General features: G+C 71.5%; 21 protein-coding genes. 10 read left to right on the top strand and 11 right to left on the bottom strand.

Annotated features, from left to right (window positions below; translation table 11 throughout):
• Window positions 1-4 precede the first annotated feature (4 nt).
• A complete protein-coding gene (locus ACFTZC_RS13275) occupies window positions 5-1,024 on the bottom strand; it encodes an NADP-dependent oxidoreductase (protein WP_382888975.1) in 1,020 nt (339 codons plus the stop codon).
• 142 nt (window positions 1,025-1,166) lie between these two features.
• On the opposite strand from ACFTZC_RS13275, the gene ACFTZC_RS13270 reads away from it, so the two are divergent.
• Window positions 1,167-1,604 carry a MarR family winged helix-turn-helix transcriptional regulator gene (locus ACFTZC_RS13270; protein WP_382888973.1) on the top strand — a complete coding sequence of 146 codons (438 nt, stop codon included), beginning with the start codon at window positions 1,167-1,169 and terminating at the stop codon, window positions 1,602-1,604.
• Window positions 1,605-1,680: 76 nt separating this feature from the next.
• Here the strand turns inward: ACFTZC_RS13270 and ACFTZC_RS13265 are convergent, their stop codons facing one another.
• Entirely contained in the window at window positions 1,681-2,592 is a 912-nt protein-coding gene (locus ACFTZC_RS13265; protein WP_382888971.1) for a hypothetical protein, read from the bottom strand.
• Window positions 2,593-2,693: 101 nt separating this feature from the next.
• Here ACFTZC_RS13265 and ACFTZC_RS13260 point away from each other — a divergent pair, with 101 nt between their 5' ends.
• From ACFTZC_RS13260 to ACFTZC_RS13250, 3 genes are all read left to right on the top strand, one after another.
• Window positions 2,694-3,254: a hypothetical protein gene (locus ACFTZC_RS13260; protein WP_382888969.1), complete on the top strand. Its 561-nt coding sequence runs from the start codon at window positions 2,694-2,696 to the stop codon at window positions 3,252-3,254.
• Window positions 3,255-3,495: 241 nt separating this feature from the next.
• Complete coding sequence (locus tag ACFTZC_RS13255) at window positions 3,496-4,539, top strand: rod shape-determining protein (protein ID WP_365812727.1); 1,044 nt, start codon at window positions 3,496-3,498, stop codon at window positions 4,537-4,539.
• A complete protein-coding gene (locus ACFTZC_RS13250; RefSeq protein ID WP_382889166.1) occupies window positions 4,536-6,086 on the top strand; it encodes a GAF domain-containing protein in 1,551 nt (516 codons plus the stop codon). The genes ACFTZC_RS13255 and ACFTZC_RS13250 overlap by 4 nt, the downstream gene beginning before the upstream one ends.
• A gap of 23 nt (window positions 6,087-6,109) precedes the next feature.
• On the opposite strand, the gene ACFTZC_RS13245 is transcribed toward ACFTZC_RS13250, so the two are convergent.
• The 4 genes from ACFTZC_RS13245 to ACFTZC_RS13230 all read right to left on the bottom strand — a co-directional run bounded on the left by ACFTZC_RS13245 (window position 6,110) and on the right by ACFTZC_RS13230 (window position 12,956).
• Window positions 6,110-6,925, bottom strand: coding sequence for an SAM-dependent methyltransferase (locus ACFTZC_RS13245; RefSeq protein WP_382888967.1), 816 nt, complete (start codon window positions 6,923-6,925; stop codon window positions 6,110-6,112).
• 135 nt (window positions 6,926-7,060) lie between these two features.
• On the bottom strand, window positions 7,061-8,992 hold the full coding sequence (locus tag ACFTZC_RS13240; RefSeq protein ID WP_382888965.1) for a right-handed parallel beta-helix repeat-containing protein: 1,932 nt from the start codon (window positions 8,990-8,992) through the stop codon (window positions 7,061-7,063).
• Window positions 8,993-9,135: 143 nt separating this feature from the next.
• Window positions 9,136-12,333, bottom strand: a complete 3,198-nt coding sequence (locus ACFTZC_RS13235; protein ID WP_382888964.1) for a S8 family peptidase — start codon at window positions 12,331-12,333, stop codon at window positions 9,136-9,138.
• Window positions 12,334-12,614: 281 nt separating this feature from the next.
• Entirely contained in the window at window positions 12,615-12,956 is a 342-nt protein-coding gene (locus ACFTZC_RS13230; protein WP_382888962.1) for an SCO4225 family membrane protein, read from the bottom strand.
• A gap of 297 nt (window positions 12,957-13,253) precedes the next feature.
• Here ACFTZC_RS13230 and ACFTZC_RS13225 point away from each other — a divergent pair, with 297 nt between their 5' ends.
• Window positions 13,254-14,960, top strand: coding sequence for a bifunctional metallophosphatase/5'-nucleotidase (locus ACFTZC_RS13225; protein ID WP_382888960.1), 1,707 nt, complete (start codon window positions 13,254-13,256; stop codon window positions 14,958-14,960).
• Between the two features lie 114 nt (window positions 14,961-15,074).
• Here ACFTZC_RS13225 and ACFTZC_RS13220 read toward each other — a convergent pair whose 3' ends face one another.
• Window positions 15,075-15,656, bottom strand: a complete 582-nt coding sequence (locus tag ACFTZC_RS13220; protein ID WP_382888958.1) for a TetR/AcrR family transcriptional regulator — start codon at window positions 15,654-15,656, stop codon at window positions 15,075-15,077.
• A gap of 109 nt (window positions 15,657-15,765) precedes the next feature.
• Between ACFTZC_RS13220 and ACFTZC_RS13215 the strand changes: the two genes are divergently transcribed.
• From ACFTZC_RS13215 to ACFTZC_RS13200, 4 genes are all read left to right on the top strand, one after another.
• Complete coding sequence (locus ACFTZC_RS13215; protein ID WP_382888956.1) at window positions 15,766-16,143, top strand: DUF4267 domain-containing protein; 378 nt, start codon at window positions 15,766-15,768, stop codon at window positions 16,141-16,143.
• 342 nt (window positions 16,144-16,485) lie between these two features.
• Window positions 16,486-18,597 carry an acyltransferase family protein gene (locus ACFTZC_RS13210; protein ID WP_382888954.1) on the top strand — a complete coding sequence of 704 codons (2,112 nt, stop codon included), beginning with the start codon at window positions 16,486-16,488 and terminating at the stop codon, window positions 18,595-18,597.
• A gap of 59 nt (window positions 18,598-18,656) precedes the next feature.
• Window positions 18,657-19,250, top strand: a complete 594-nt coding sequence (locus ACFTZC_RS13205) for a helix-turn-helix domain-containing protein (protein ID WP_382888952.1) — start codon at window positions 18,657-18,659, stop codon at window positions 19,248-19,250.
• Window positions 19,251-19,377: 127 nt separating this feature from the next.
• The gene (locus tag ACFTZC_RS13200) at window positions 19,378-20,256 is read left to right on the top strand and encodes a class I SAM-dependent methyltransferase (protein ID WP_382888950.1); all 879 of its coding nucleotides are present in this window, start codon (window positions 19,378-19,380) and stop codon (window positions 20,254-20,256) included.
• Between the two features lie 67 nt (window positions 20,257-20,323).
• Here ACFTZC_RS13200 and ACFTZC_RS13195 read toward each other — a convergent pair whose 3' ends face one another.
• The 3 genes from ACFTZC_RS13195 to ACFTZC_RS13185 all read right to left on the bottom strand — a co-directional run bounded on the left by ACFTZC_RS13195 (window position 20,324) and on the right by ACFTZC_RS13185 (window position 22,077).
• Window positions 20,324-20,617, bottom strand: coding sequence for a hypothetical protein (locus ACFTZC_RS13195; RefSeq protein ID WP_382888948.1), 294 nt, complete (start codon window positions 20,615-20,617; stop codon window positions 20,324-20,326).
• 89 nt (window positions 20,618-20,706) lie between these two features.
• Complete coding sequence (locus tag ACFTZC_RS13190; protein ID WP_382888946.1) at window positions 20,707-21,027, bottom strand: hypothetical protein; 321 nt, start codon at window positions 21,025-21,027, stop codon at window positions 20,707-20,709.
• A gap of 90 nt (window positions 21,028-21,117) precedes the next feature.
• Complete coding sequence (locus tag ACFTZC_RS13185) at window positions 21,118-22,077, bottom strand: NADP-dependent oxidoreductase (protein ID WP_382888944.1); 960 nt, start codon at window positions 22,075-22,077, stop codon at window positions 21,118-21,120.
• Between the two features lie 95 nt (window positions 22,078-22,172).
• On the opposite strand from ACFTZC_RS13185, the gene ACFTZC_RS13180 reads away from it, so the two are divergent.
• Complete coding sequence (locus ACFTZC_RS13180) at window positions 22,173-22,739, top strand: TetR/AcrR family transcriptional regulator (RefSeq protein ID WP_382888942.1); 567 nt, start codon at window positions 22,173-22,175, stop codon at window positions 22,737-22,739.
• 199 nt (window positions 22,740-22,938) lie between these two features.
• Here ACFTZC_RS13180 and ACFTZC_RS13175 read toward each other — a convergent pair whose 3' ends face one another.
• Window positions 22,939-24,441 carry a phosphoesterase gene (locus tag ACFTZC_RS13175; RefSeq protein WP_382888939.1) on the bottom strand — a complete coding sequence of 501 codons (1,503 nt, stop codon included), beginning with the start codon at window positions 24,439-24,441 and terminating at the stop codon, window positions 22,939-22,941.
• Window positions 24,442-24,564: the final 123 nt, after the last annotated feature.

Below are 24,564 nucleotides of genomic sequence, written 5' to 3'. Positions count from 1 at the left end.
CCGGTCAGTCGCCGAGCGAGACGATCATCTTGCCGGTGTTGTCGCCGCGCAGCACGCCGAGGAAGGCGTCGAAGCCGTTCTCGATGCCCTCCACGAAGGTCTCGTTGTACTTGAGCTCACCGGCGGCGAGCCAGCCCGCGACATCCTTCACGAACTGCGGCCGGAGCCCGAGGTGGTCGGCGACGAGCATGCCCTGGATCCGCAGCCGCTTGCCGATCACGAGGGAGAGGTTGCGCGGCGCGGGCGTCGGCTCGGTGCTGTTGTACTGCGCGATCATGCCGCAGACGGTGATGCGGCCGTGCAGGTTGAGCGAGCTGATGGCGGCTTCGAGGTGCTCGCCGCCGACGTTGTCGAAGTAGACGTCGATCCCGTCGGGCGCCGCCTCCTTGAGCAGCTCCTTGACCGGCCCGCTCTTGTAGTTGAAGGCCGCGTCGAAGCCGTACTCCTCCACGAGGAGCTTGACCTTCTCGTCGGAGCCCGCGGAACCGATGACCCGCGAGGCGCCCTCGAGCCGGGCGAACTGGCCGACCTGGCTGCCGACGGCGCCGGCCGCGCCGGAGACGAAGACCGTGTCGCCCTCCTTGAAGGACGCGCTCTCGAACAGGCCCGCGTACGCGGTCAGCCCCGTCAGACCGAGCACGCTCAGATAGGCGGAGAGCGGGGCGGCCGAGGCGTCGATCCTGGTGGCCTTGTCCGCCGGGAACTCGGCGTACTCCCGCCAGCCCAGACCGTGCAGCACATGGTCGCCGACCGCGAACCCCTCGGCGCGCGAGGCGATGACCTCGCCGACCGCGCCGCCGTCCATCGGACGGTCGAGCTCGAACGGGGCCACGTACGACTTCACGTCGTTCATCCGGCCCCGCATGTAGGGGTCGACCGAGAAGTACCGGTTACGGACGAGGATCCGGCCCTCGCCCGGCTCGGTCACCGGGACGTCGCGCAGGGCGACGTCGCCGGGCTCGGGCCAGCCGTGGGGGCGGGCGACGAGATGCCAGGCGCGGCCGGACGCGGGAAGTGCGGTCATGATGCGGGTCCTCCTCGGGGAATTCTGCGGCGGTGAGCCGGGCGGCCCGGATGAGCCGGACGCCACGGAAAAGCTTCACCACCTGAAACAACCATGCTCCTCAATATTTCATGCTGTCAAACAAATGGGTACCCTGGTGCGCATGGCCACCACCGCGCGCAGAGACCCGCTGACCGTCGAAGTCGTCGAACTCATCGGCAGCGTCGTGGCGCGCTACTACGAGGAGTACGACCAGGCCGCCGCCGAGCACTCCCTCACGGGGGCGCAGGCACGCGTCCTGGGACTCCTCTCCTCGGAACCTATGCCCATGCGCCGGATCGCGCAGAAGTTGAAGTGCGAGCCGTCCAACGTCACCGGCATCGTGGACCGGCTGGAAGCCCGGGACCTGGTGGAGCGCCGCCCGGACCCGGACGACCGGCGGGTGAAGCTCGCCGCGCCGACGGAGAAGGGAAGGGCGACGGCCGCGCGGCTGCGGGACTCGCTGGGCTTCGCCCGCGAGCCGCTCGCCGGGCTCTCCGAGGAGGAGCGGACGACGCTGCGCGACCTGCTGAAGCGGATGCTGGGCCAGGACCCGGCCTGACACCGTCCGTCCCGGAAGGCCCCGGAAGGCCCCGGACAGCCCGGAAGCGCCGGCCCGCCCCGGCTCGCCCATCCGCTCAGGAGCACCACCACAGGAACCACGTGCAGGTCTCGGACGGCTCGGGCTCCGGTTCGGGCGCGGGCGGCGGCGGGGCCGACGAGGTGGGCGCGCCCCCGCTGGGCCTGCCCGTGGGGTCACCCGACGGGTCACCGGGACCCGTCGGGCCCGTCGCGCCGGACGGGCCCGGCTCCGGGTCGCCGGAGCCCGGCGCCTCCGGGTCCGTACCGTCGTCGCCCGGCGCGCCGGAGGCCGGGCCGGACGCGTCGGACGACGCGGCGGGCGCCTCGCCCGGGGACCGGTCCGTCACCGGTTCGCCGCTGCCGCGCGGGGCGGCCGATCCGTCGACGGTCTTCCCCGTACCCGCTCCGGTGGCGGACGCGGAGCCCGGGGACGCGGGCGGCCCCGGGTCGTCGGGCGCGGCCGGGCGGTCGGTGTCGAGGGAGCCGCCGTCCGGGACGACGGACGCGTCCTCCTCGACCGAGGACGCGTGGTCCCGGCCGGGCGTCTCGAACGCGAGCTGCGCCAGGCTGAGCAGGCCGGCCGCGAGCACCACGCCGAGCATGCCGATCAGCACCCGGCGCCCGCGCCGGTCACGGCCGCGCCGGCCCTGCGAAGGCGCCTTGCGCGGGCCCCGGCGGGGGCTCGGCGTCCTACGGCTCGATGTCTTGCCGCTCGATGTCTTACGGCTCGGCGCTTTACGGCGGGAAGCCGCGCGGGAGGCGGAACGCGGGGCAGGACGGGGATCGTGGCCGATCAGACCGATATCACCGTCGATCACGGGTTCGAACTCTCCGTGACCCTCCGCGCCCTGGCCGCCTCCGCCGTCCCGCTCCGGGTGTCCGTGCCGCAGCTCCTCGGCGGGGGTGCCGCATCCGGCGCAGGTCAGTGCGCCGTTGAGGTGCCGTCGGCACTGGTGGCAGTAGTCCATGGCGACCCGAAGATTATGCGGCGCCGGGACAGCGCTGATGTCGGGTCTGTGAGGGTCCTGTGTGGAACGGCGGTTCCGCTGGTGTGCCAGGATCGGGCTCCATGACGTCCAACGGGCCGTTCGGGCCGCTCGACTTCCAGCTCGTACTGCTGCGCAGGATGGCCGACCACCAGCCCGAACTGGTCGACGACGCCCGCCGCGAGCTGGGCGTCTCCCTGGCCGGGATGCGCGAGGCCAACCGCCGCTGGCAGGCCATGGTGCGCTCGCCGCGCTCCCGCTCGGCGGTGGTCCGCTACCGCTCCGTGCTCGGCGAGCCGGAGAGCGTCGTCCGGCGCCGGGTCGGCGATCTGGAGTGCGACGCGCTGCTCTGGCCGGTGCCGCTCTGGCCCGGTCTGCGCTTCGAGGTGATGACCGCGCCGGGCGGCGCGGTGTGGAACGAGTGGCTGGTCCGCGCGCCGGGCGAGACCGGGCCGGAGCTGCGTACGGCGGAGGATCTGCGGCCCTGGTCGTGCACGGTGGACGAGGTGGCGCGGGCGTTCCCGCCGGCCCGGCCGCTGCCGGGGACGGCGCCGACCAGGACGGGGCTGCGCTTCACGCTCCCCGGCGGCGGCGTCCGGGTCGCGGAGTTCACCTGGGGCCTGTTGCAGCGCTGGACGGACTGACGCGCCGACAGGCACGTGACCGGCGCACCGACAGGCACATCACCGGCGCCCTTCGGCCACGCGCCCACGCGCCCACAGGCACCGGACCGCCGCCCGCCCGCGACCCGCCGACGCCCGTACGCCGCCCGGGTGACGCCCGACCGGAGCAGCCCGGCGGGCGCGGCGCGCCCGGGGGCAGCACGATGCCAACAAGGGCCGGCGCCGCCGGTGCTCCACCCCCGCGCTCCCGGGAGAACCTGCCGTGACCGTCAGCCTTGAGCAGTTGCGCCGTTGCCACATCGCCGTCGACCTGGGGGCCGCGAGAACGAGGGTGTTCGTGAAGGGGGCCGGGCTCGTCGTCGACGAGCCGAGCGTCGCCGCCGTGAACACCCGTACGGGCGCGCTCATCGCCGTCGGAACGCTCGCCGAGCGGATGACGGGCCGCACCCCCGACTACATCCGGGTCGCCCGGCCCGTCACCGGCGGCACGGTCGTCGACATCGAGATGGCCCAGCGGATGCTGCGCCACCTCATCGGCGACAAGCTCCGCAGGCAGTTGCGGCGCAAGCCCCGGCTGCGCGCCGCCGCGTCCACCCCGCACGACGCCGACCCGCTGGCCCAGCGCGCCGCCGTGGAGACCCTGGTCGGCCTCGGCGCCCGCCGCGTCGAGCTGGTCGACACGCTGATCGCGGCGGCCGTGGGTTGCGGGCTCCCCGTGGAGCAGCCGACCGCCACCATGATCATGGTGTGCGGGGCGGCGACCACCCAGGTCGCGGTGCTCTCGCTCGGCTCGATCGTGACCGCGCAGCGGATCCCGGTCGGCGGCAACGCGATCGACCACGCGGTGATCCAGCACCTGCGCCACCAGCACGCGCTGATGCTGCCGAGCCAGTCCGTACGCCCGCTGCAACTGGCGCTCAGCGGCAACGGCCTGACCCCGGACGGGCCGACCAAGACCGAGATCCACGGCCGGGACGTGGCCACCGGCGTCGCCCGTTCCGTGCTGGTCGACACCGCCGCCGTACGCGAGGCGATCTACACACCGCTGACCGGGGTCCTCGACGGCATCGGCAAGGTGCTGCGCGACTGTCCGCCGGACCTGGTGGCCGATCTCGCGGACCGCGGGATCATGATGGTCGGCGGGAGCGCGCTGCTGCCGGGGCTCGACGAGATGCTGCGCAAGGCGACGGGGATGCCGGTGGCCATCGCGGAGCGCCCGGACGTCTGCGCCGTGCTCGGCCTCGGGGCGATGCTGGAGGGCAAGATCCAGCCGATGGTCCTGAACCCGCTGGCCGGCGCCCGCTGAGTGCCCCGCGGTCCGGGCCGCCCACACCGCTGGAGGACGTCCTCGGCATCGGCGACGACCTCGAACTGCGCGCCACGCTCCAGCACATCGTGGACAGCGCCACCGAACTCGCGGGCGCGCGGTACGGCGCCCTCGGGGTGGTCGATCCCGAACGGGGCGGGCTGACCGAGCTGTTCACCGCCGGGATGAGCGACGCGGACCGGCAGCGCGTCGGCCGGCTTCCCGACGGCCGCGGCGGCGTGCTCGGACTGCTCCTGAGGGACCCGCGGCCGGTGCGGCTGGACGATCTGACGGCCGACCCCCGGTCGGTGGGGGTGCCGCCGGGCCATCCCCCGATGCGCTCCTTCGTCGGCGTGCCGCTCCAGCTCGACCGGGAGATCCTCGGCAACCTCTATCTGACGGAGAAGCGGGCGGGCTCCTTCACCGAGCAGGACCAGAACCTGCTGCGGGTGCTCGCCTCGCAGGCGGCGATCGCGATCGGCAACGCCCGGCTGTACGGCACGGCACGCCAGCGCGAGCGGTGGATCACCGGGGCGGCCGCCGTGACCAACGCGCTGCTGACCGGTGTGAACGCGATGGACGCGCTGATGACGGTGGCCGAGTCGGCCCGCGCCCTCGCCGACGCCTTCGCGGGGGTGGTGCTCCAGCCGACCGAGGAGGGCGGGATGGAGATCGTCGCCGCGTCCACGTCCGACGACCCGGGGGACATCGTCGGCACCACCATCGCCCCCGGCTCCCCCGTGCTGGTCCAACTGCTGGGCGGGGAGCCGGTGTTCATCGAGGACTCGTCGACCGATCCCCGGATGACCACACACGTACGGTCGCGCTTCGGGCCGAGCATGATGCTGCCGCTCCAGAGCGGCGGCAAGCTGATCGGGACGCTGGCCCTGCCGCGCCGGCGCGGTGGCCTGCCGTACCGCGCGGTCGACCGGCTGCTGGCCACGCAGTTCGCCTCGCAGGCGGCGCTGGCGCTGGTACTGGCGGACTCCCAGCACGACCGGGAGCGGCTGGCGGTGTACGAGGACCGCGACCGGATCGCCCGCGATCTGCACGATCTGGTCGTGCAGCGGCTGTTCGCCACGGAGATGATGCTGGAGTCGACCCGGCGGCGGGTGGCCGAACCGTCCCTGGACGGGCTGCTGGGGCGCGCGGTGGACGAGCTGGACTCGACCATCCAGGAGGTACGGACCACGATCTTCGCCCTCCAGCAGCCGCCCGCCGACGGCCCGACGGGCGTACGCGGCACGGTCCTGCGCGAAACGGGCGGCGCGGCGGTCCTGCTGGGCTTCCGGCCGTCCGTACGGTTCAGCGGCGCCGTGGACACGCTGGTGAGCCCGCGGGTCGCCCGGGAGCTGCTGGCCGCGCTGCGCGACGCGCTGGCCGCCGCGCACCGGCGCGGCGGGGCGACGGCGGTCGAGGTGGAGGTCGACGCGACGGCCCGGTCGGCGGACGGCACGGGCGCGGTCCGGCTGGTGGTGACGGACAACGGGCGGCGCGAGGACTGCGGTACCGGGGGCACGACAGTGACCTGGGAGGCACCAAGGTGACCGCCGTCCCGGTGCGTCACGGGCTACGGCTTGCGGCCCACGGCTCCGTACGCGTCGACCTCCACCGGCACGGTGTCCGCCTCCGGGCGCCACCGCGTGACCTGCTCGACACCGGGCTCCACCAGGTCGAGGCCGTCGAAGAAGCCGCCGATCTCCTCGACACCGCGCACGTAGTAGGGGACGGCCCCGCTCTTGTTGTACGCGTCCGACGCGGCGATCATGCCCTCGCTGGTGGAGGTCGAGTCGCTGATGACCAGGTAGCTGCCCGAGGGCAGGCCCGCCATCAGCCGCGCGACGAGCGAGCGGGCCTCCTCGTACTCGGCGACATGGCCGAGCGTGTTGAGGATCATCAGCGCGACCGGCTGCGAGAGGTCCAGTGTGCCCCCGGCCGCCTTGAGTATCTCCGCGGGCTCGTAGAGGTCGGCGTCGAGGTAGTCGGTCCTCCCCTCGGGCGTGCTGGTCAGCAGGGCGCGCGCGTGGGCCAGCACCAGCGGGTCGTTGTCGACGTAGACGATCCGGGCGTCCGGGGCGACGCGCTGGGCGACCTGGTGGGTGTTGTCGGCGGTCGGCAGGCCGGTCCCGATGTCGAGGAACTGGCGTACGCCCTGCTCCACCGCGAGGTGCCGGACGGCGCGGCCGAGGAAGTGACGGCTCGTCCGGGCCACGTCGACCAGGCCGGGGAAGATCTCCTTGATGTGGTCGCCCACCGCGCGGTCGACCTCGTAGTTGTCCTTGCCGCCCACGAAGTAGTTCCAGAAGCGCGCGGAGTGCGGCTTGCCGGTGTCGATCCGCGCCCGGACGGCGGCGGTGGACTCGAAGCGGGGATCACGGTCGGACACGGGAGAAGCGCCTCCTCGGCGGACACGGCAGCGGGTCAGGGAGCACCAACCTAGACGAACGCGCACCTGAGCCGCACCTTTCGATCGCCCCAACTCCCCATGACTGCGGCCTACTTGGCCCACGCGGGGGGCGCGTCAGACGAGGTTGTGTCCGGGGCTGACCGTGGAGCCGCTCCAGTCGAGCGCCGGGGCGGCGTCGGTCACGGCGAGGGCGGCGGCGGCCGTCCACCCGTTGCCTGTCAGGTCGTTGCCCGCGATGACGCACCCGGTGGCGGACGCGGCGGCCGAGACCCCGTTGACGGTGGTGCCGCCGTCCCTCCTGACCTGGTTGGCGGTGACGAGGCAGCCCGGGGAGGTCAGCCGGATACCGGCCGACGAGGCGGCGCGGATCGTGTTGCCGGACACGGTGGCGTTCCCGCCGGGCGCGGTGGCGGCGCCGACCATGATCCCGTGGTTGGCGGCGGTGCCGTCGACCAGGTTGTTCGCCACGACGGCGCCCGCGCACCCCGCGATGTTGATCCCGTTCGACCCGGCCGCCGTGACCGAGTTGCCGGTGACGGTGACACGGTCGCTGCGCTGGGCGAGGATGCCGCCCCCGCCGGTGCCGGTGGTGCGGTTGCCCTCGATGACGGTGCCGGTGGCGTAGTCGGTCCGTACGCCGTAACCGCCGCCCCCGCGCACCGTGTTGCCCCGGACGATCACATCGCTCCAGAGGGCGTTGGCCAGGCCCGCGACCCGGATCCCGGCATCGGTGCCCGGCCCCTCGACGATGTTGTCGCTGATGGTGAGGGCGCCGCAGCGCTGCGGCGGCGCGGCGGCGGTGGCCGCGCGGATGCCCGCCCCGCCGGTGCCGGAGATCCGGTTGCCGGAGATGACGGAGTCCCGCCAGTAGAGGGCGAGGATCCCCGTGTCGTAGGCGCCGGTGATCTCGCAGTCCCGGACGGTGATCCGGTCGAAGTACGAGCCGGCCACGGCGGCGTGCGTACCGACGGCGCGCCCCCAGTCGCCGAGCCGGGCGGACGGGCCGAACCAGCAGCCGGTGATCTGGATGTCCCGGCAGGCCGTGCCGTCGAACTCGCCGATGGCGCTGGAGCCGCTCTTGGCGATGTCGAGCTGGACGGCCTCGGAGGTCCGTCTGCTCCCGTCCGGGGTGTTGTCGACGAACCCCTCGAAGCGGCAGTCCACGATCCGGCACCCGCTGACGGCGTTGACCTCGATGCCGTGCGCGCCCGAACAGTCGCGGAAGACGGCGTCCTTGACGAGGATGTCCGAGCAGTGGATGAACGTCATGATGTTGGTCGTGCCGGTGACGACACCACTGCCGTCGGCGGCCCGGTAGGCGTTGCCGTCCCAGGTGCCGCCGTACACGCGGATGTGCGAGTGCCCGGCGTACGCGGGGAAGGAGTCGTCCCCGTAGAAGTTGCGGAAGCAGCCGGTCGTGGCGTGGATGGAGCGGATGGTCGCGCCGTGGGCGACGACCGTGGTGTTCGCCCGGCAGACGACGAACGTGAACACGTTGTACGTGCCGCCGGGCGGGAAGAGGACGATGCCGCCGCCGGCCTCGTAGGCGGCGTCCAGGGCCGCCTGGACGGCCGCGGTGTCATCGGCGACGCCGTCCCCGAGGGCGCCGAAGAGCATCGGGTTGAAGACCCGCTGCCCGGACAGGTCGACCGGCGTGGTCAGCGGCCCGACACCGGCCTGCTCGGTCCCGTGGCCGGCGGCGACACGGTCCCGGGCCGCACCGCCGCCGGCCACGCGCTCCCCGGCCACGCGCTCCCTGGCGGCGCGGTACCGCCGTACGACACGGCCGGCGGCGTCGGGGTACTCGTACTCGATGGCCGGGACGTCCGCCACCAGGAACGTCCGCAGGGCTCCGGGGGACGCGGTGCCCGCGCCGTTGCTGAGGAGCACGTCGATCGGTGTCGTGCCGTCCGCCTCGAAGACGCCGCCGGTCACCTCACCGCCGCCCCCGGCGACGCGCAGGGTGACCGGGCAGTCGGGGAGGGCCTCGCCGCCCGCTGTGGTGAGGACGTCGGAGGGCGTCCCGCCGTAGGTGTAGAGCGTCATCGGATCGGCCCTTCTTCGCCGCGGATCCAGTAACTCCTTCTGCTGTTTACCCAGATACGGCGGACGGCTCCACGGTTCCGATTCCCTTGTTGTCATGATGATATGACGGAGAGTCAGTCCCATGTCCGGCGGCGACCAGACGACTAGGCGAGCAGATACGCCTTCACGATGGTGACGTCGTACGTGTTGCCGTTCTTGTCCGTGAGCTTCGCCTTGAACGAGACGGAGGCGGCGTTCCCCGGGTGGCTCAGGGAGAGCCTCCGCTCCCCCTTCCTGACGGTGACCGGCGCCTTGGACCACTTCTTGCCGCCGTCGTAGGAGACCTGTACGGAGAGGGACTTGAAGCCCTTCGCCGCCGTGCCCTGGACGGTCAGCGGAACCGTGAACTTCCTGCCCGCCGCGGCGGTGCTCGCCAGGCTGAGCTTCGGCGCGAAGCGGACCGTGGAGAGCGGAAGCGTCGAGACGCCGTCGCCGGAGGGCCGCTTGGAAGTGAAGGTCCAGGCGGCGGCGAGGCGGGTGGTGACGCCCGCGACCTTGGTGGAGCGGGTCGCCTCCGTGCTGATCCGGTAGGCGGCGGACGCGGCGGGCAGCCCGTCGACGTCCCCGCAGAGCGGCTCCTCGGTGTCGACGAGCTTCTTGCCGCCGGCGGAGATCACCGTCCGCTGCCGTGTCGTCACCGAGCTGCCGGAGTGCCCGGCTCCGTCAGTGAACTCCGGTACGCAGAAGCTCAGTTCGTCACCCTCCCGCCGGGCGGTGTTGAGTGCGTCGACCTTGGGGCCGAACACACCGACGTTGAAGGTCCGTTCGTACGACTTCTTCGGCAGGTAGACCCGAGGAGCGCTCTCCTCAAGGACGACGTCCAGGTCCGGTCCGTCGCCGCTGCTCTGGCCGACGTTGAACCACCACGCGACCCCCTTGGGCGCGGAGAGATACGTCTTCGCCGTGGCGGGCAGGGCGAAGGGCCTCGTGACCGTCTGGTACCCGTCCCCCGACGCCATCTCCCAGGTCGGGCTGATCACGCCCTTGCGGTTCTTGGCGGAGGCACCGATCTTCTGGTTCACCTGGGCCAGTTCACCCCTGACCACCCGGTGGGTGAAGCCGGTGTGGAGCGAACCCGAGCGTGCGTAGAGGAGGTTGTAGCTGGTGCTGCCCTTCTGCCAGGTGCCGCCCACCTGCGAGCCGAACCGCGCCGCCGGCAGCGCCGGGCCGACCTGGCCCATGCGGAAGCCGTCGAAGGAGCGGAGCACCAGGGCGTTGGCGTAGGAGTGTTCCGGCACGTCCAGGTGGTAGCGCGCGTACACCTCGGCGCTCCTGGCGGACTCCGGCACGGTGATCTTCACCGGCTTCGCCCGGCGGGCGTCGAACGTGACGGTGGAGTTCTTGGTCACCGAGATCCTCGGCCGCACCATCAGCGCGAGGTCCGGGTCGGTCTTCGCCCCCTTGCGCGTCTCGACGGGGGCCTCGATCAGATACGTGCCCTTCGGCACCCGGACCCTGACGACACCGTCGCCGTCGGTGTCGTACACCTCCTCCCAGAGGTCGATGTCGTGGCCGTAGACCGTGGAACCCGACTGCGAGGGCCTGCCCTTGGTGTCGAGGTACCGCAGGGTGAGGTCGTACGCCTCCGCCTCGCGCAGAACGGCGAAGGAGGTACGGACGCGCTGGCCGCCCGCGGTCGCCCTGGCGACCAGCGTCCCGGTGTACGTGCCGTTGAGGCTCCCGCCGATCCGGGTGTCCGCGGTGAGGCCGACGCGCGCGGTGCCGCCCGCGGGGACGGTGACCCGGTCGGCTCTGGCCGTGAAGAAGCCGGCGGGGGCGGGCTTGCCCTGGGGGCCGGTGGTCTCCAGCGACAGGTCGAGGGTGACCGCCTTGGTGCCGGTGTTGCGGTAGGTGATCTGCTTGGTCACCGGCTTGTCGTCGGTGTGCGGCCACTGCTGGAGCCCGAAGTTCACCGAGGTCTGCTCGCTCACCACGCTCTGGGTGATCGCCTTGGTGAGATCCGCGCGCCCGGTCCCCTGCTGGAACGGCGTCAGACCGGTGCCCGGCTTCGCGGAGGCGGTCAGCGCCTGCTTGATCCGCTGCCCGCTCCAGTCCGGGTGCTGCTGGGCGAGGATCGCGGCCGCCCCCGCCACATGCGGCGTCGCCATCGACGTACCCGACATGGAGACATAGCCGTCGGCGGCCGGATCGCCGAGCTGGCCCTGGGCGGCCTTCGCGGCGACGATGTCCACACCGGGCGCCGTGATGTCGGGCTTGAGCGACCCGTCCGCCGTCGGCCCCACACTGGAGAAGTCGGCGATCCTGTTCTTGCGGTCGACCGCCCCGACCGTGAGCGCGGACGCCGCGCTGCCCGGGGAACCGATGGTCTCCTCCAGCGGGCCCTCGTTGCCCGCGGCGACGACGAAGAGGATGTTCTTCTCCGCGGAGAGCCGGTCGACCGCCGCCTCCAGCGGATCGTGCTCCACGGTGTCCTGACCGCCGAGGCTGAGGTTGGCGATCCTCGCGCCCTGGCCGGCCGCCCACTCCATACCGGCGATGATCCCGGAGTCCTGACCGGACCCCTCGTCGTCGAGCACCTTGGCATCGAGGATCTTCGCGCCGGGCGCGACGCCCTTGTACTTCCCGCCGGACTTGGCGCCGGAGCCCGCGGCGGTCGACGCGACATGCGTGCCGTGCCCGACGTGGTCGACGGTGTTGCCCGACCCGGAGAAGTCCTTCTGCGCGACCTCGACACCCTTCAGGTCCGGATGCGTCTGGTCGACCCCGGTGTCCAGCACCGCGATCTTCACACCCTTGCCGTCGAACCCGGCCCCCCACGCGGTCGGCGCGCCGATCTGCGCGACGCTCTTGTCCAGGCCGGCCTTGCGCTTGCCGTCGAGCCAGACGCGGGCGATGCCGGTCGCCACCGTACGGTCCTCGCCACGCCCCGCGGTGGGTGCCGTGAAGGCGCTCCAGACCTCGGCGGAGCCGTCCTTGGGCGCGGTCAGCGCCTCGCCCTTGACGGACGGGAGGCTCCGCCGGACCGAGACCTCCGCGGCCGAGATCGCCGACTTCGCCCGCGCCCTGTCCCGCGTGTCCGTCGCGTACGAGACGATCAGCGGCAGCGTCGAGCGGTGCGCGTCGTCGTACTTGTCCCTGATCAGCCCCGTCACATTGAACAGCCGCCGGTCCAGCCTGCCCTCGGCCACCAGCTTCGCCGCGTCGGACGGTACGACGTACGTGGCGTCACCGACCCGCCGCACGGATATCCGGACGCCCTCACGGCCCGCCGCGGGCTCGACGCGCGACACCCGGCCCTTCACGTCCACGTGCACCCGGTCCCCGGTGATGAGGGTGACCACGGGCCTTTCACCTCGCACCGGCGGCGTCCCCGGCCCCTGGACCGTGTCCGTCTCCCCCGCGCCGACGGCGGACGCCGTACCCGAAGCGGCCCCGGACGTGAGCCCTGCCGTCAGCACCGCGGCCACGACGGCGGCTCCGGCTCGTCGTCTGTTGTTCCTGCGCAACTCTTCCCCACCCCTGAGACATGAGATCGAACATCACTTCCGGACCGGTCGGGCACACGCGGCACGACCGGTCGCCGTACCCGGCGCGAACCGGACGACCGGGCGCCGTACCGCGGTCAGGCGCCGCTCGTACCGGCACTGCCGGCACCCGCGTTGCCACGCTGCCTGCCGGCGAACCAGCGGTACAGCGTCCCGAGCGCGACCGCTTGGACGACGGCCCCGAAGACGACACCGAACCAGGCCATCGGGCCGGAGATCGTCGTGAAGAGCAGCGAGGTCGGAGCCGTGACGAAGAACAGCCACACCCCGGCGAGGCTGGCGTCCGCGTGCTCGATGAACAGGGTGTCCACGGCGACCCAGAGCCCGACGGCGCCGACCAGCGCCAGATAGGCGAGAGCCGCCGGGTTCAGCAGGTAGTGGCGGAACATCTCGGGGAGGGAACGCTGCGCGGGGGTCATCTCGAACTCCTGTGAACCGTAGTGGTGTTGGGTTCAACAATCGCGGTGCGGAGCGGCGGCCACCTGAGTACTCCTACTCACCTTCGCCTGCGCGATCCGACGTGTGCGTTCCGTCCGCGTCCACGGGCAGCGTTCACCGCCCATGCGGCGGCCCGCTCGAACACGGCATCGCGCGACTGACACGCACCGGTGCGGTACGGACCGGCACGGCGCGGCGTGCCCGTACCGGGTGCGGGGCGTCCCTAGGATCCGCACGTGACAAATCCCCTTTTCTTACGCCTTCGGTCGCATCGTGCCGTGGTGCTCGCCGCCCTCGCCGCCGCCACCGCGCTCCTCGGATTCCAGGCGGCACCCCCCACCCACGCGGGCGCCCCCGCCCGTGTCCCTGTCCAACTGCTCGCCCTCAACGACCTGCACGGCAATCTCGAACCCGTCGACGGCGCCGCCGGCCGTATCACCCACCGGGGCACGCCCGTTCAGGCGGGCGGCCTGGCACAGATGGCCACGCTGATGGACGAGGCCCGCGCGGGCCGTACGAACAGCCTGACCGTCGCGGCGGGCGACATGATCGGCGGCAGCCCGCTGCTGTCGGCGATCTTCCACGACGAGCCGACGGTCGACGCGCTCGACGAACTCACGCTCACCGCCTCCTCGGTGGGGAACCACGAGTTCGACGAGGGCCCGCAGGAGCTGCGGCGCATCATCGACGGCGGCTGTCATCCGCAGGACGGGTGCGCGCCGGACGCCCCGTACGCGGGGGCCGGTTTCACCTATCTCGGTGGCAATGTGACCGCGCGGGGCGCCGACACCCCGCTGTTCCCTCCCTATACGGTCAGGACCCTGCCCACCGGGCAGAAGATCGGTTTCATCGGTGTGGTGACCAAGAACGCGCCGAGCGTCATCAACGCGTCGATGATCCGCGACGTGGAGTTCCACGACGAACTCCCGGTCATCGAGAAGTACTCGAAGGAACTCACCAAGCAGGGCGTCAAGGCGCAGGTACTGCTGATCCACGAGGGTGAGACCGTCAACGGCGTGGCGGGCGCGAAGTGCGACGAGGGCGGTCCCGGCGCGCGGCTCGAAGGCCGGATCAAGGAGATCTCCCAGAAGGCCCCGACCGCCGTCGATCTGGTGATCAGCGGCCACTCGCACGACTCGTACGAGTGCGTCGTCCTCGACCCGGCGAACAAGCGCCGGTCGGTCACCCAGGCGGACTCCTTCGGCCGGTCCTTCACCGACCTGCGTTTCGAGCTGAACGGCCAGGGCGACATCCTGCGCAGTACGGTGACGGCCCAGCACCGGCCCGTCCCCGTCACCACCGCTCAGCAGCCGGCGATGGCGAAGCTCGTCGACACCTGGCGCGGCCGTTCCGAGGAGCAGGCCAACCGGGTCATCGGATACATCGCCGGGGACATGCCCGGCCGTGGCGCCACCGTTCCCGAGACCCCGCTCGGCAGCCTCATCACCGACGCCCAGGTCGCGGCGGCCCGCGGGTACGGCGCGGACTTCGCGCTCACCAACCCGGGCAGCATGCGGGCCGACCTCATCCACAAGGACGGCGGGGCGGTCACCTACGCCGACGCCTACCGGGTGCAGCCCTTCGCCAACGCGCTGTGGGTACTGCCCATCACTGGAGAGCAGTTGGTCACCGCGCTCAAGCAGCAGCTCAGCGGCGGCAACGAAGTCAAGACGGTCTTCCTGCAACTGTCGAAGGAACTCAGCTACTCCGTCGACATGAGCAGGACCGGAGCCGACCGGGTGCTCACCGACACGATCCGGCTGAACGGACAGCCCCTGGACCGCGCGGCGACGTACAAGGTCGTACTCAACGACTTCCTCGCCAACGGCGGGAACAACTTCGGCGTCTTCGCCGAGATCCCCACCCGCGAGGGCGGCGACATCACCGACCTCGACGCGCTCGCCTCCTACCTGACGGACACCACCTCCGCCGACAACCCGGCCCCGGTACCGGCGCCGGGCAGGATCACCTTCGTCACCCAGTAGGACCGTCTCGCCGGCGACTCGGACACGGCGACCGGCGGACAAGGGGCGGCGGAGAGTCTCCGCCGCCCTTTCACGGGATCGCGGCGAGCTTTACGCGGCAGCCGCGTCAGCCCGTCAGTCCGCCGCGATGCCGCCGATCCGAGTGACGAGGAGGTCGAGCCGTTCCTCCTGGCCGTCCAGGGGGATACGGCCGCTGTCGGACAGGACAGCCATGCCGTGCACCGCGCTCCAGGTGACCTCGGCGAACAGTTCGCGGCGCTCGTCGTCCGGGCGGAAGCAGCTGACGAACTCGCCGAAAGCGGCCCGTAGCGGCGGTGGTGTCCGGGCGCTCGCGAACTTCACGTCGGTGGGCAGGACGAACATGGCCTGATACAGGGCAGTCCGCGCGGTCGCGAAATCCAGATAGGCGCGGCAGACGGCGCGCAGGGCCCGCCCCGGCTCGGGGGCGGCCTGCCGCGCACGGCGCAGGTGGGCCGCGAGTTCACCGAAGCCGTCGACGGCGACGGCGCTCACGATGGCGTCCTTGCCGTCGAAGTGGCTGTACAGCACCGGCTGGCTGTACTCGACGCGTTCGGCCAGCCGCCGCGTCGTCACCGCCTCCCAGCCTTCGGCCTCCGCGAGTTCGCGCGCGGCTGTGACGATCAGCTGATGACGGTGGGCGCGTTCACGTTCACGGCGTTCGTTGATGGCGGACATGGCCACATCCTAGCAACGCTAGACATCCTGCCGAAGGTATGGCTATCGTCGCTACTGCAGCTAGCGCCGCTAGTAATCGTGGCGCTGCCACCGAGAGGGGAAGCAACCCATGCTCACCAACGTCGCCACCGTGCTCGCCGGACTGATCGGCGCGGGCATCATCCTCATCGGCGTGCGCGCCTTCCGGACACCCCGGGCCGCGGTGGACTTCGGCATCCCCGACACGCCGACCGAGGACCGGACCTTCCAGGCCTGGCTGACCGTCAAGGCCGTGCGCGACATAGCCTCGGGCCTCTTCGTCTTCATCCTGCTGGCCGGAGCGACACCCCACTTGCTGGGCTGGTTCATGCTGGCCGCCACCGGCATCCCCGTCGGCGACGCACTGATCGTGCTGCGCAGCAACGGGCCCAAGGCGGCTGTCTACGGCATCCACGGGGCCACCGCCGTGGTGATGCTGGCCGTCAGCGTGCTCCTGCTCCTCGCGTGACCGCGTGTCCCGCCGTCGGGGCAGCCCGGCGGATCAGACCGGGTCCTCGCCGGCCGGCGCGGGCACCGCTCGGGGACGCAGGACCATGAGCGACGGGGCGGACGGGGCTTCGGTCGGATCGGGGATACCGACGAAACGAGTGTCCATTCCGGTCATGACCGCGCATGCCCGGCAGACCGCCGCACGCGAGTCCGGTACTCCAGGCCGCATGGGGGTGAACCGATGGTTTCGCGCGGTTGAACCTTCGTGGCCGAAGCACAGTTGGGCGCCTGCGGCGGAACGCGTGCGGTGGCCGGGCTGATCTCCTTGGCCGAAACAGTCAGTCACCCGAGGAGTCGCCCGGTGTCGAGCATCACGTCCGCCGCTCTGCGTACCGTTCCCGCGAGCGGCAGATCCGCACCGCCCAAGGGGCACGCCCCGCGGCTCGACATCCAGGGGCTGCGCGCGGTGGCCGTCGGGCTGGTGGTGCTCTCCCACGCCGGTGTGTCCCAGGTCAGCGGCGGTTACGTCGGTGTCGACGTCTTCTTCGTGATCTCCGGGTTTCTCATCACGTCGCTGCTGCTGCGCGAACTCGCCGCCACCGGCCGGATCTCGGTGCGTTCCTTCTACGCGCGCCGGGCACTGCGGCTGCTTCCCGTGTCGTCCCTGGTCATCGCCGTCACACTGGTCGGTGCCTGGCTGTTCCTGTCGACGGCGCGGCTCGCCGAGTACGCGGGCGACGCCCTCGCCGGCGCGCTGTACGTGGTCAACTTCCGGCTGGCGGCGGCCGGTACGGACTATCTCGCCCAGAACAGCCCGCCGTCGCCGTTCCAGCACTTCTGGTCGCTCGCCGTGGAGGAGCAGTTCTACCTGGTGTGGCCGCTGCTCCTGCTGCTCACCTGGCGATTCGCCCGCGGCCGGCGCCGGCTGGTCGCGGTGCCGCTCGGGGTCCTGTGCCTGGGCTCCTTCGCGGCGAGCCTCCTCGTGACGGACTCCTCGGCGCCGTGGGCGTACTTCGGCTCCCTCACCCGGGCCTGGGAGCTGGGCGCCGGCGCGCTCCTGGCGCTGGGCAGCGGCCGGCTGGAACGGCTGCCCGCCGCCGTCGCGGCCCCGCTGACCTGGCTCGGCCTGGCCTGCGTCACCCTGGCGGCGCTCCGGTACGACGACGCGACGCCCTTCCCCGGCTACCACGCCCTGCTGCCGGTCGCCGGTACCGCGCTCGTCCTGGCCGGCGGCTGCGCGCCCGCCCCGTACGGCGCGGGATGGTTGCTGGGGCGGCGACCGCTGGTGTGGCTCGGCGGACTCTCGTACGGCTGGTACCTGTGGCACTGGCCGCTGCTGGTCATCGCCCCGGTGGCGCTGGGCCGCGCCGACGGCACGGCCGGCGTGCCGCTCGCGCTCGGGCTGTCCGCGGCGGCGCTGGGCCTGGCGTGGCTGACCCTGCGCCTCGTCGAGAACCCGGTCCGCTTCCACCGGGCCTTCCGCAGGCGCCCGCGCCGCGCCCTGGTCCTCGGTACCGCGCTGACGGCCGGCGCCTCGGCACTGTCCCTGACGGCGACCGCGGTCCCGCCGACGATCGAGGTGGGCGCCCCGGCACCCGCGCTGGCGCGCGCCCTCTCCGACGCACCGGCCCCGCAGGCGCGTCTCACCGAACTCCTCGCGTCGTCCCCCACCGCCCTGCCGAGCAACCTCACCCCGCCCCTGCCGGAGGTACGGTCCGCCCGCTCCGCGGTCTACCGGGACGGCTGCCACGCCGACTACGCCGCCACCACCACCCGGCCCTGCGTCTACGGCGACCGGACGTCCTCCCGTACGGTCGTCCTCTTCGGCGACTCCCACGCGGCCCAGTGGTTCCCGGCCCTGCAACGGCTCGCGACCGCACGCGGCTGGAAGCTGGTCTCGCTGACGAAGGCCTCCTGCAAGGTCGCCGACGTCACCATCGTCAGCAGACACGCGCCGTACACCGCCTGCGACACCTGGCGCGCCGACGCCATCGCGAGGATCAGCACGCTCCGCCCCGACCTGGTCGTCGTCTCCTCCTCGGACGCGGGAGACCCGGCCCGCCCCGCCGCCGACCCGCTCCGCCAGTGGACCACCGGCTTCGCGAACACCTTCCGGGACCTGGGGAGTTCCGGCGTCCGCGTCGCCGCCCTGCTCGACACCCCGTGGCCCAAGGGCGACCCGATCGACTGCGCCGCCGGGAACTCCCTGCAACTGCGCGCCTGCGCGAACCACGTGCCGGACACGACCCCCGACGCGACCCGCAGTACCGCCCTCCGAGCCGCCGCGTCCACCACCGCCACCACCGTCATCGACCCCACCCCCTGGCTCTGCGCGCCCCGCACCGGCATCTGCCCGGTGGTGGTCGCCGACACCGCCGTCTACCGCGACGACAGCCACCTCTCGGAGGCGTACGCCGCCGCGCTCGCCCCGGTTCTGGCACCCTCGCTGGACCGTCTCGTGGCTGCGCCCTGATCGCGGGCACACCCGGAACACACCGGCGCAACGTGCGTCACAGGCATACAGTAATGCCCATGAAGCAAGAAGACGGAGAGCTGGACAGCCTCGTACGCAAGCGGATCCGCGCTCTGCGGGTGGCGCAGAGCTGGTCCCTGGAGGAGCTGGCCACGCGCGCGAACCTCAGCCAGTCCTCGCTGAGCCGGATCGAGAACGGTCAGCGCCGCCTGGCCCTGGACCAGCTCGTCATCCTCGCCCGCGCCCTGGACACCACCCTCGACCAACTCGTCGAGACGGCCGCCGACGACGTGGTCATCAGCCCGATGATCGACGGCGCCCGCGGCCGGATGCGCTGGCCCGTCAAGGGCGATCCCGGCATGACCGTCGTACGCCAGCGGATGACCGAACCGCCCCCGGACAACCCCGCCCGTATGCGCGCCCACCCCGGCCGCGAATGGCTCGTCGTCCTGTCCGGCACCGCCGTTCTCATGCTCGGCCACCGGCGCTTCCGCGTCGAGACCAACCAGGCCGCCGAGTTCCCCACGATGATGCCGCACGCCATCGGCGCCGAGGGCGGCCCGTGCGAGATCCTGGGCATCTTCGACCGCGACGCCCGCCGCGGCCACCGGAAGGACGACCCCGACCGCGACGCGGGAGGCGACAGCGACTGACCGACGGGCTCGCCCGGCGAGGCCGGACACCGCGCGGTCTTGCATGCCAGGCAGCACATCGGCCCATTTTCTTGCGTTTACGGAAAGACATCGTGCCGCACACGCATGACCGTCCTACGGTGCCGGTATGACCCAAACGCATCAGCACACTCCTCACGACCACACGCACCAGCACCACCACGGGCACGGGTACGACGACGGCATTCAGGCGGAGATACTCGACCTGGACGCCGAGATCCTCGCCGAGCACACGGCCTCCATCACCGCATGGCTCCCGCTGCGGACCGCCCCCCGCCGGATCGTGGACCTGGGCTGCGGCACCGGGGCGGGGACCTTCGCCCTCCTCGACCGCTTCCCCCAGGCGCATGTCACCGCCGTCGACACCTCGGCCGGACACCTCCAGCTCCTGCGCGAGAAGGCCGGCGCGCGCGGCGTAGAGGAACACGTGCACACCGTGCGGGCCGACCTCGACACCGCCGCATGGCCCGACCTCGGCACACCGGACCTGGTGTGGGCCTCGGCCTCGATGCACCACATGGCCGACCCCGGCCGCGTCCTGCGCACCCTCCACGAACTGCTCGCACCCGGCGGCCTGTTCGCCGTCGTCGAGCTGTCGGGCCTGCCCCGCTTCCTGCCCGAGAACGCCCCCGAGAACAGGCCCGGCCTCGAAGAGCGCTGCCACACCGCGGCCGACAGGCTCCACGCGGCACACCTGCCCCACCGCGGAGCCGACTGGGGACCGATGCTGACCACCGCCGGATTCGCCGTCGAGGGCGAACGCACCCTCACCGTGCACATCGAGGGCGGCGGCGACGACGCGATCGGCCGCTACGCCCACGGCAGTCTCCAGCGCTTCCGCGGCAGCGCCGCCGCGGCGGAACTCGACCCCGAGGACCTCGCCGCGCTCGACGAACTCCTCGACACCGACCGCCCGCACAGCCTCCTGCGTCGCGGCGACCTCTCCGTACGCACCGAACGCACCGTCTGGGCCGCGCGCCGCCCCTGATCTCCCCACCCTGGTCACGTACGAGGGCGGCTCGGCCGGAACAGGCCCCGGGCGCGCCGGCGACCGGTCAGCGCAGGATGCCCGCGACCAGTTCTTCCCAGTTCCGGAAGACAATGCGCTCGCGGTCGGTGGCGCTGATCGGCGCCGTGTCCAGAAAGCGGCGCGCGGATCCGGCGCGCTCGGTGTTGAACGGGTGGTCGGAGGCGTACATGTTCCGCTCGGCCCCCACGGTCTCCAGGGCCCGCCGGAGATACGTGTGGCTGGAGATGCCACCCGGCGTGGTCAGGCCGGCGTCGTAGTGCCACCCGAGCGAGATGAACACCTTGCCGAACGGAAACTTCTTGAGGCTGAGATCTTTCATGTGATTGTCCATCAGGTGTAAAAGGCGAGTTCTCGGCAGCCACGCGCGGTCAGTCACACGCCCGGCCGCGGGGAGAGCGGACTCGCGGCTCACGACCGCGCCCGGTGGGCAGCCTCCGCCGCGTCCGGGGGCGTGGTCGGGTAGACATCGGCGTCGAAGAACCGGGCGAAGGGCAGCGTTGCCAGCGTCTCCGCGACATGCTTCTCGTCGGCGGCGACGACCTCGATGAACGTTGCCCGCCGGGCGGGGGAAACATGGTGGGCGCCGATCCTCCCCTCCAGGCGCAGCACCTCCAGCTGCTTCTGCTCGTCATCCCTCAGGGCGGCGAATTCCGCGAGGTCCGTGTCGTCGCGGAGAGTTGCGAACACCATGAACGTCTGTGCTACGGCGGGATTCGGGGTCGTCGACATGGTCAGTCCTATCGATGTGCGGCCGGTGGTGTCATCTACGAACTCAGGGCAGGAAGCCCACACTTGTCGGGTCTCGAACGACGCCGATGGTCACTCGGTGGTGATGATGAGCTTGCCCCCCTTGGGGGTGCGGTTGCGTTCGAGCTCCGTGAGCGCCGCAATCGCCTTGCCCAGCGGCACGGCGCGGGCAACCGGCAGCCGCAGTATCCCCTTCCCGGCAGCCTGCGCGACCGCGTCGAGGTCCTCCACGACAGGTTTCCCGATCAGCACCCGATACGGTCCCGGCAGGGCGCTCCGCACGAACTTCGCCGGCGTGGGGTTGATGTCGATGATGCGGCCGCCAGGCTTGAGCAACGCCTGTGCCGCTTTGACCGGCAGCGTGCCGGCCGTGTCGAGGACGATGTCGAATCGCCCGGCGAGCTTCGTCGCGTCGAAGTCGAAATCGACGATCGGGAAAATACCGAGATCGTGCGCCTCGTGCACGGCGACGCCAGCGCGGCAGCTGCCTCCCACCGTGGCGCCGTGCGCCACGGCGATCTGTGCGGCAGATCGGCCGACTCCACCGAGGCAGCCGTGGATGAAGACGGCCTGCCCGGCGCGCAACTTTCCGGTGCTGACCAACGCCTGAAAGGCGGTGAGCCCGACAACGGGGATCGCGGCGGCCTCCTCCCAGGAGAGACTCGCCGGCTTTGCCACGACCGCCTTCTCCTCGGCGACGGCCATCTCGGCGAACGCCCCGGCCGCCTTGATGCCTGCCCCGCCGAGCACTTCGTCGCCGACGCCGAGCCGAGTGACGTGGGCGCCGACCGCCGCCACGACGCCCGCGAAGTCGTGGCCCAAGCCGCGCGGGAACCGCCGGCCGGTCATGATCTTCATCTCGCCGTTGCGGATCTTCCAGTCCATCGGGTTCGCGGCCGCCGCCTTCACACGGACCAGGACCTCACCGGGGCCAGGCCGAGTCGGCTCGAAATCCTCGAACCGCATCACCTCGGGACCGCCGTACCGGTGGTACTGGATGCGCTTGATCGCCGTCATGGTGAACACCTCCACGCGCTGATGTCATCAGATGACATCACCTTACCAGACTGATGTCATCGAGCGACATCAGTGCGTGAGCCGACAGGCGACAGCAGTAAACTCGCGGCATGGGACGATGGGAGCCTGGAGCCGGTGGCCGACTGCGCGAGGCCGCACTCACCCTGTATCTGGAGCATGGCTTCGAACAGACCATGGTGGCCGACATCGCCGAACGGGCCGGCGTGACCGCCCGCACCTTCTTCCGCCACTTCGCCGACAAGCGCGAGGTCCTCTTCGACCGGTCGCCCGAACTGGAGGAGAAGTCGCTGGCCGCGCTGGAGGCGGCTCCCGCCACCGCGTCGACGCTGGAACTCGTCGCGGCCGCGCTCGACTCCGTGGCCGACGTCATCGGACAGGACCGCGAGCTCGCGCGGAAGCGGCACACGGTGATCATGGCCAACGCCGATCTCCGGGAACGTGAACTGATCAAGCTCGCAGACATGTCGGCCGCACTCGCCGACGGGCTTCGACGGCGCGGCGTCGGCGACACCGAGGCCAGTCTGGCCACCGAGGCCGGCTCCGCGGTGTACCGGGTCGCCTTCCAACGCTGGGTCGACGCCACCGACGACCTCGACCTGCGCGAGGCCATTCACCGGTCGTTCGCCCAGCTGCGAGCCCTGACCGCCGCCAACTGATCCGCCGTCCACCGCGCCTGGACGTGATCCGCCCGGCAGAAGACGATCGCTGCTCGACGGTGATGTCTTCGTAGGTGATCGTCACCTGCTCCGTCGCAGTCCCGGAGCGGTTCAGCCGGCAGGGTCCCCCGGCCGAACCGCTCCGTCTCACGTGCTCGGATGATGAAACATCCGGTGGTGAGCCTTGGCGCTCAGGGAGCTAGCGGACCTCGACGAAGACGGGGTTCGAGTAGAACCACAGGTCGTCCCACGGGCTCTCCAGACCGTCCGCGAGCGGTTCGGCCTCATCGGTGCTCGTGCCGCGGACCCGGGCGTAGAGGTCGCTCTCCACATCGCGCAGGGTGTGCTTGATGACGTACTCCTTGCCCTGCCTGCGCCAGTCGCTCGGGCCGAACCGCCCCACCACCTTGGTGGTCGGATTGGTGTCGGTGTCGAGGCTGGCGCTCGGTCCGGTGACCTGACCGACGATCAGGTCCACTCGCTGGACCTCCGGACGGTCGCCGTTGCCGTTCTTGCCCTCCAGCGGACGGAACCTGATCTCGATCTCGACATCCTTACGGCTGCGGCGGCTTACGGTGAGCGTCTCCCCCATGGCCGCCTCGCTGCCGCTGTTGCTCGCCGTGAGATCGAGGCTGGTGACCAGATCACCGGTCCCGACCCAGACCCGGCCGTTGCGGAGCCCGTCCATGATGTCCGCGTAGTCCTGCCTCGCCAGGACATGCGTCTTGCTGTACTCGCCCGGCCAGAAGTCGGAGCCGCCGCGCGTCCAGTGCACATGCGAGTCCGAGGTCGCGGTGATCCACCAGCGACGGCCCTCACCGAGCAGCGAGTCCCAGAGTCCGCCGACGCGAGCCGTCATCTGGTCGAACCCGCCGTGGGTCGGGTAGCTCCCGTAGCCGCCGCGCGCGCCCCCGTTCAACGGTCCGGCCTGGTGACCGGGAGCCCCCTCGAAGCCGACATAGATCTCCGGCGCGGCGTTGTTGCCGTTGCGGAACTCGCGCGGGGTGTCCTGCCCGTAGACACCGAGACCGGTCGCCGACCGCGAGGCGTGGTGGGCGATCACCAGCGGCTTGCGCCGCATGTCCTTCGCGGCCTTCAGGAACTCGATCATCTTGGCCTCGGTGTCACGGCCACGATCGGCGGGGAAGGCGTCGTTCTTGGCGAACCGGCTCTCCAGCTCGAAGAGCTGCTGCGCCTCGTCACTGTGGTGAGGAATCATCAGGGTGTGGTGGTCCAGCGCCGGGGCGTCGAACTCCATCCCCCAGAACTGGAGCACCTCGGGCACCAGTACGCGGGAGCGCAGGAGGTCGGGGTATGCCTGCTCAAGGTTCACCTTGGAGTGGGTCGGCCCACCGTGGTCGGTGCACATCACCCAGGTGAGACCGAAGCTCTTGGCCATGATCGCGTTGGTCACGATCGGGTAGACGGCGTCGGCACCCTTGTGGAACGTCGGCGGGTTCGTCTTCGTGTCGAACTCGCCGCTGTACTCGGAGTGCACATGGTGGTCACCGGCACGCCACACCCGGCCCCGGGAGTCACCGGGCTTGCCCTGCTTCTGGTCGCCCTCGTCACGCGCCCACGCGGTGGCGCCGCCCGCCAGCGGGCTCGCGGCCGCCAACGTTGCCCCGACACCGGCGTACTTGACCAGCCGACGCCGCGAGATGGTCGAACGCTCGGGGTCTTCGCTGTTCCTGTCCTTCACGGTAAGCCTCTCGTCGCACTCGTGGGGGGCGAGCGCCGAGTGTGGAAGAACAAGCCGAACGCAGCATGAACAGAGGTCACGGCAGCAGATAACAACACGCTCCGGCTCTTCGTAACGCCGCTC

The sequence above is a fragment of the Streptomyces sp. NPDC056987 genome (assembly GCF_042673865.1).
Lineage (GTDB): Bacteria > Actinomycetota > Actinomycetes > Streptomycetales > Streptomycetaceae > Streptomyces.
This window is presented reverse-complemented; position numbering and strand designations above follow the sequence as displayed.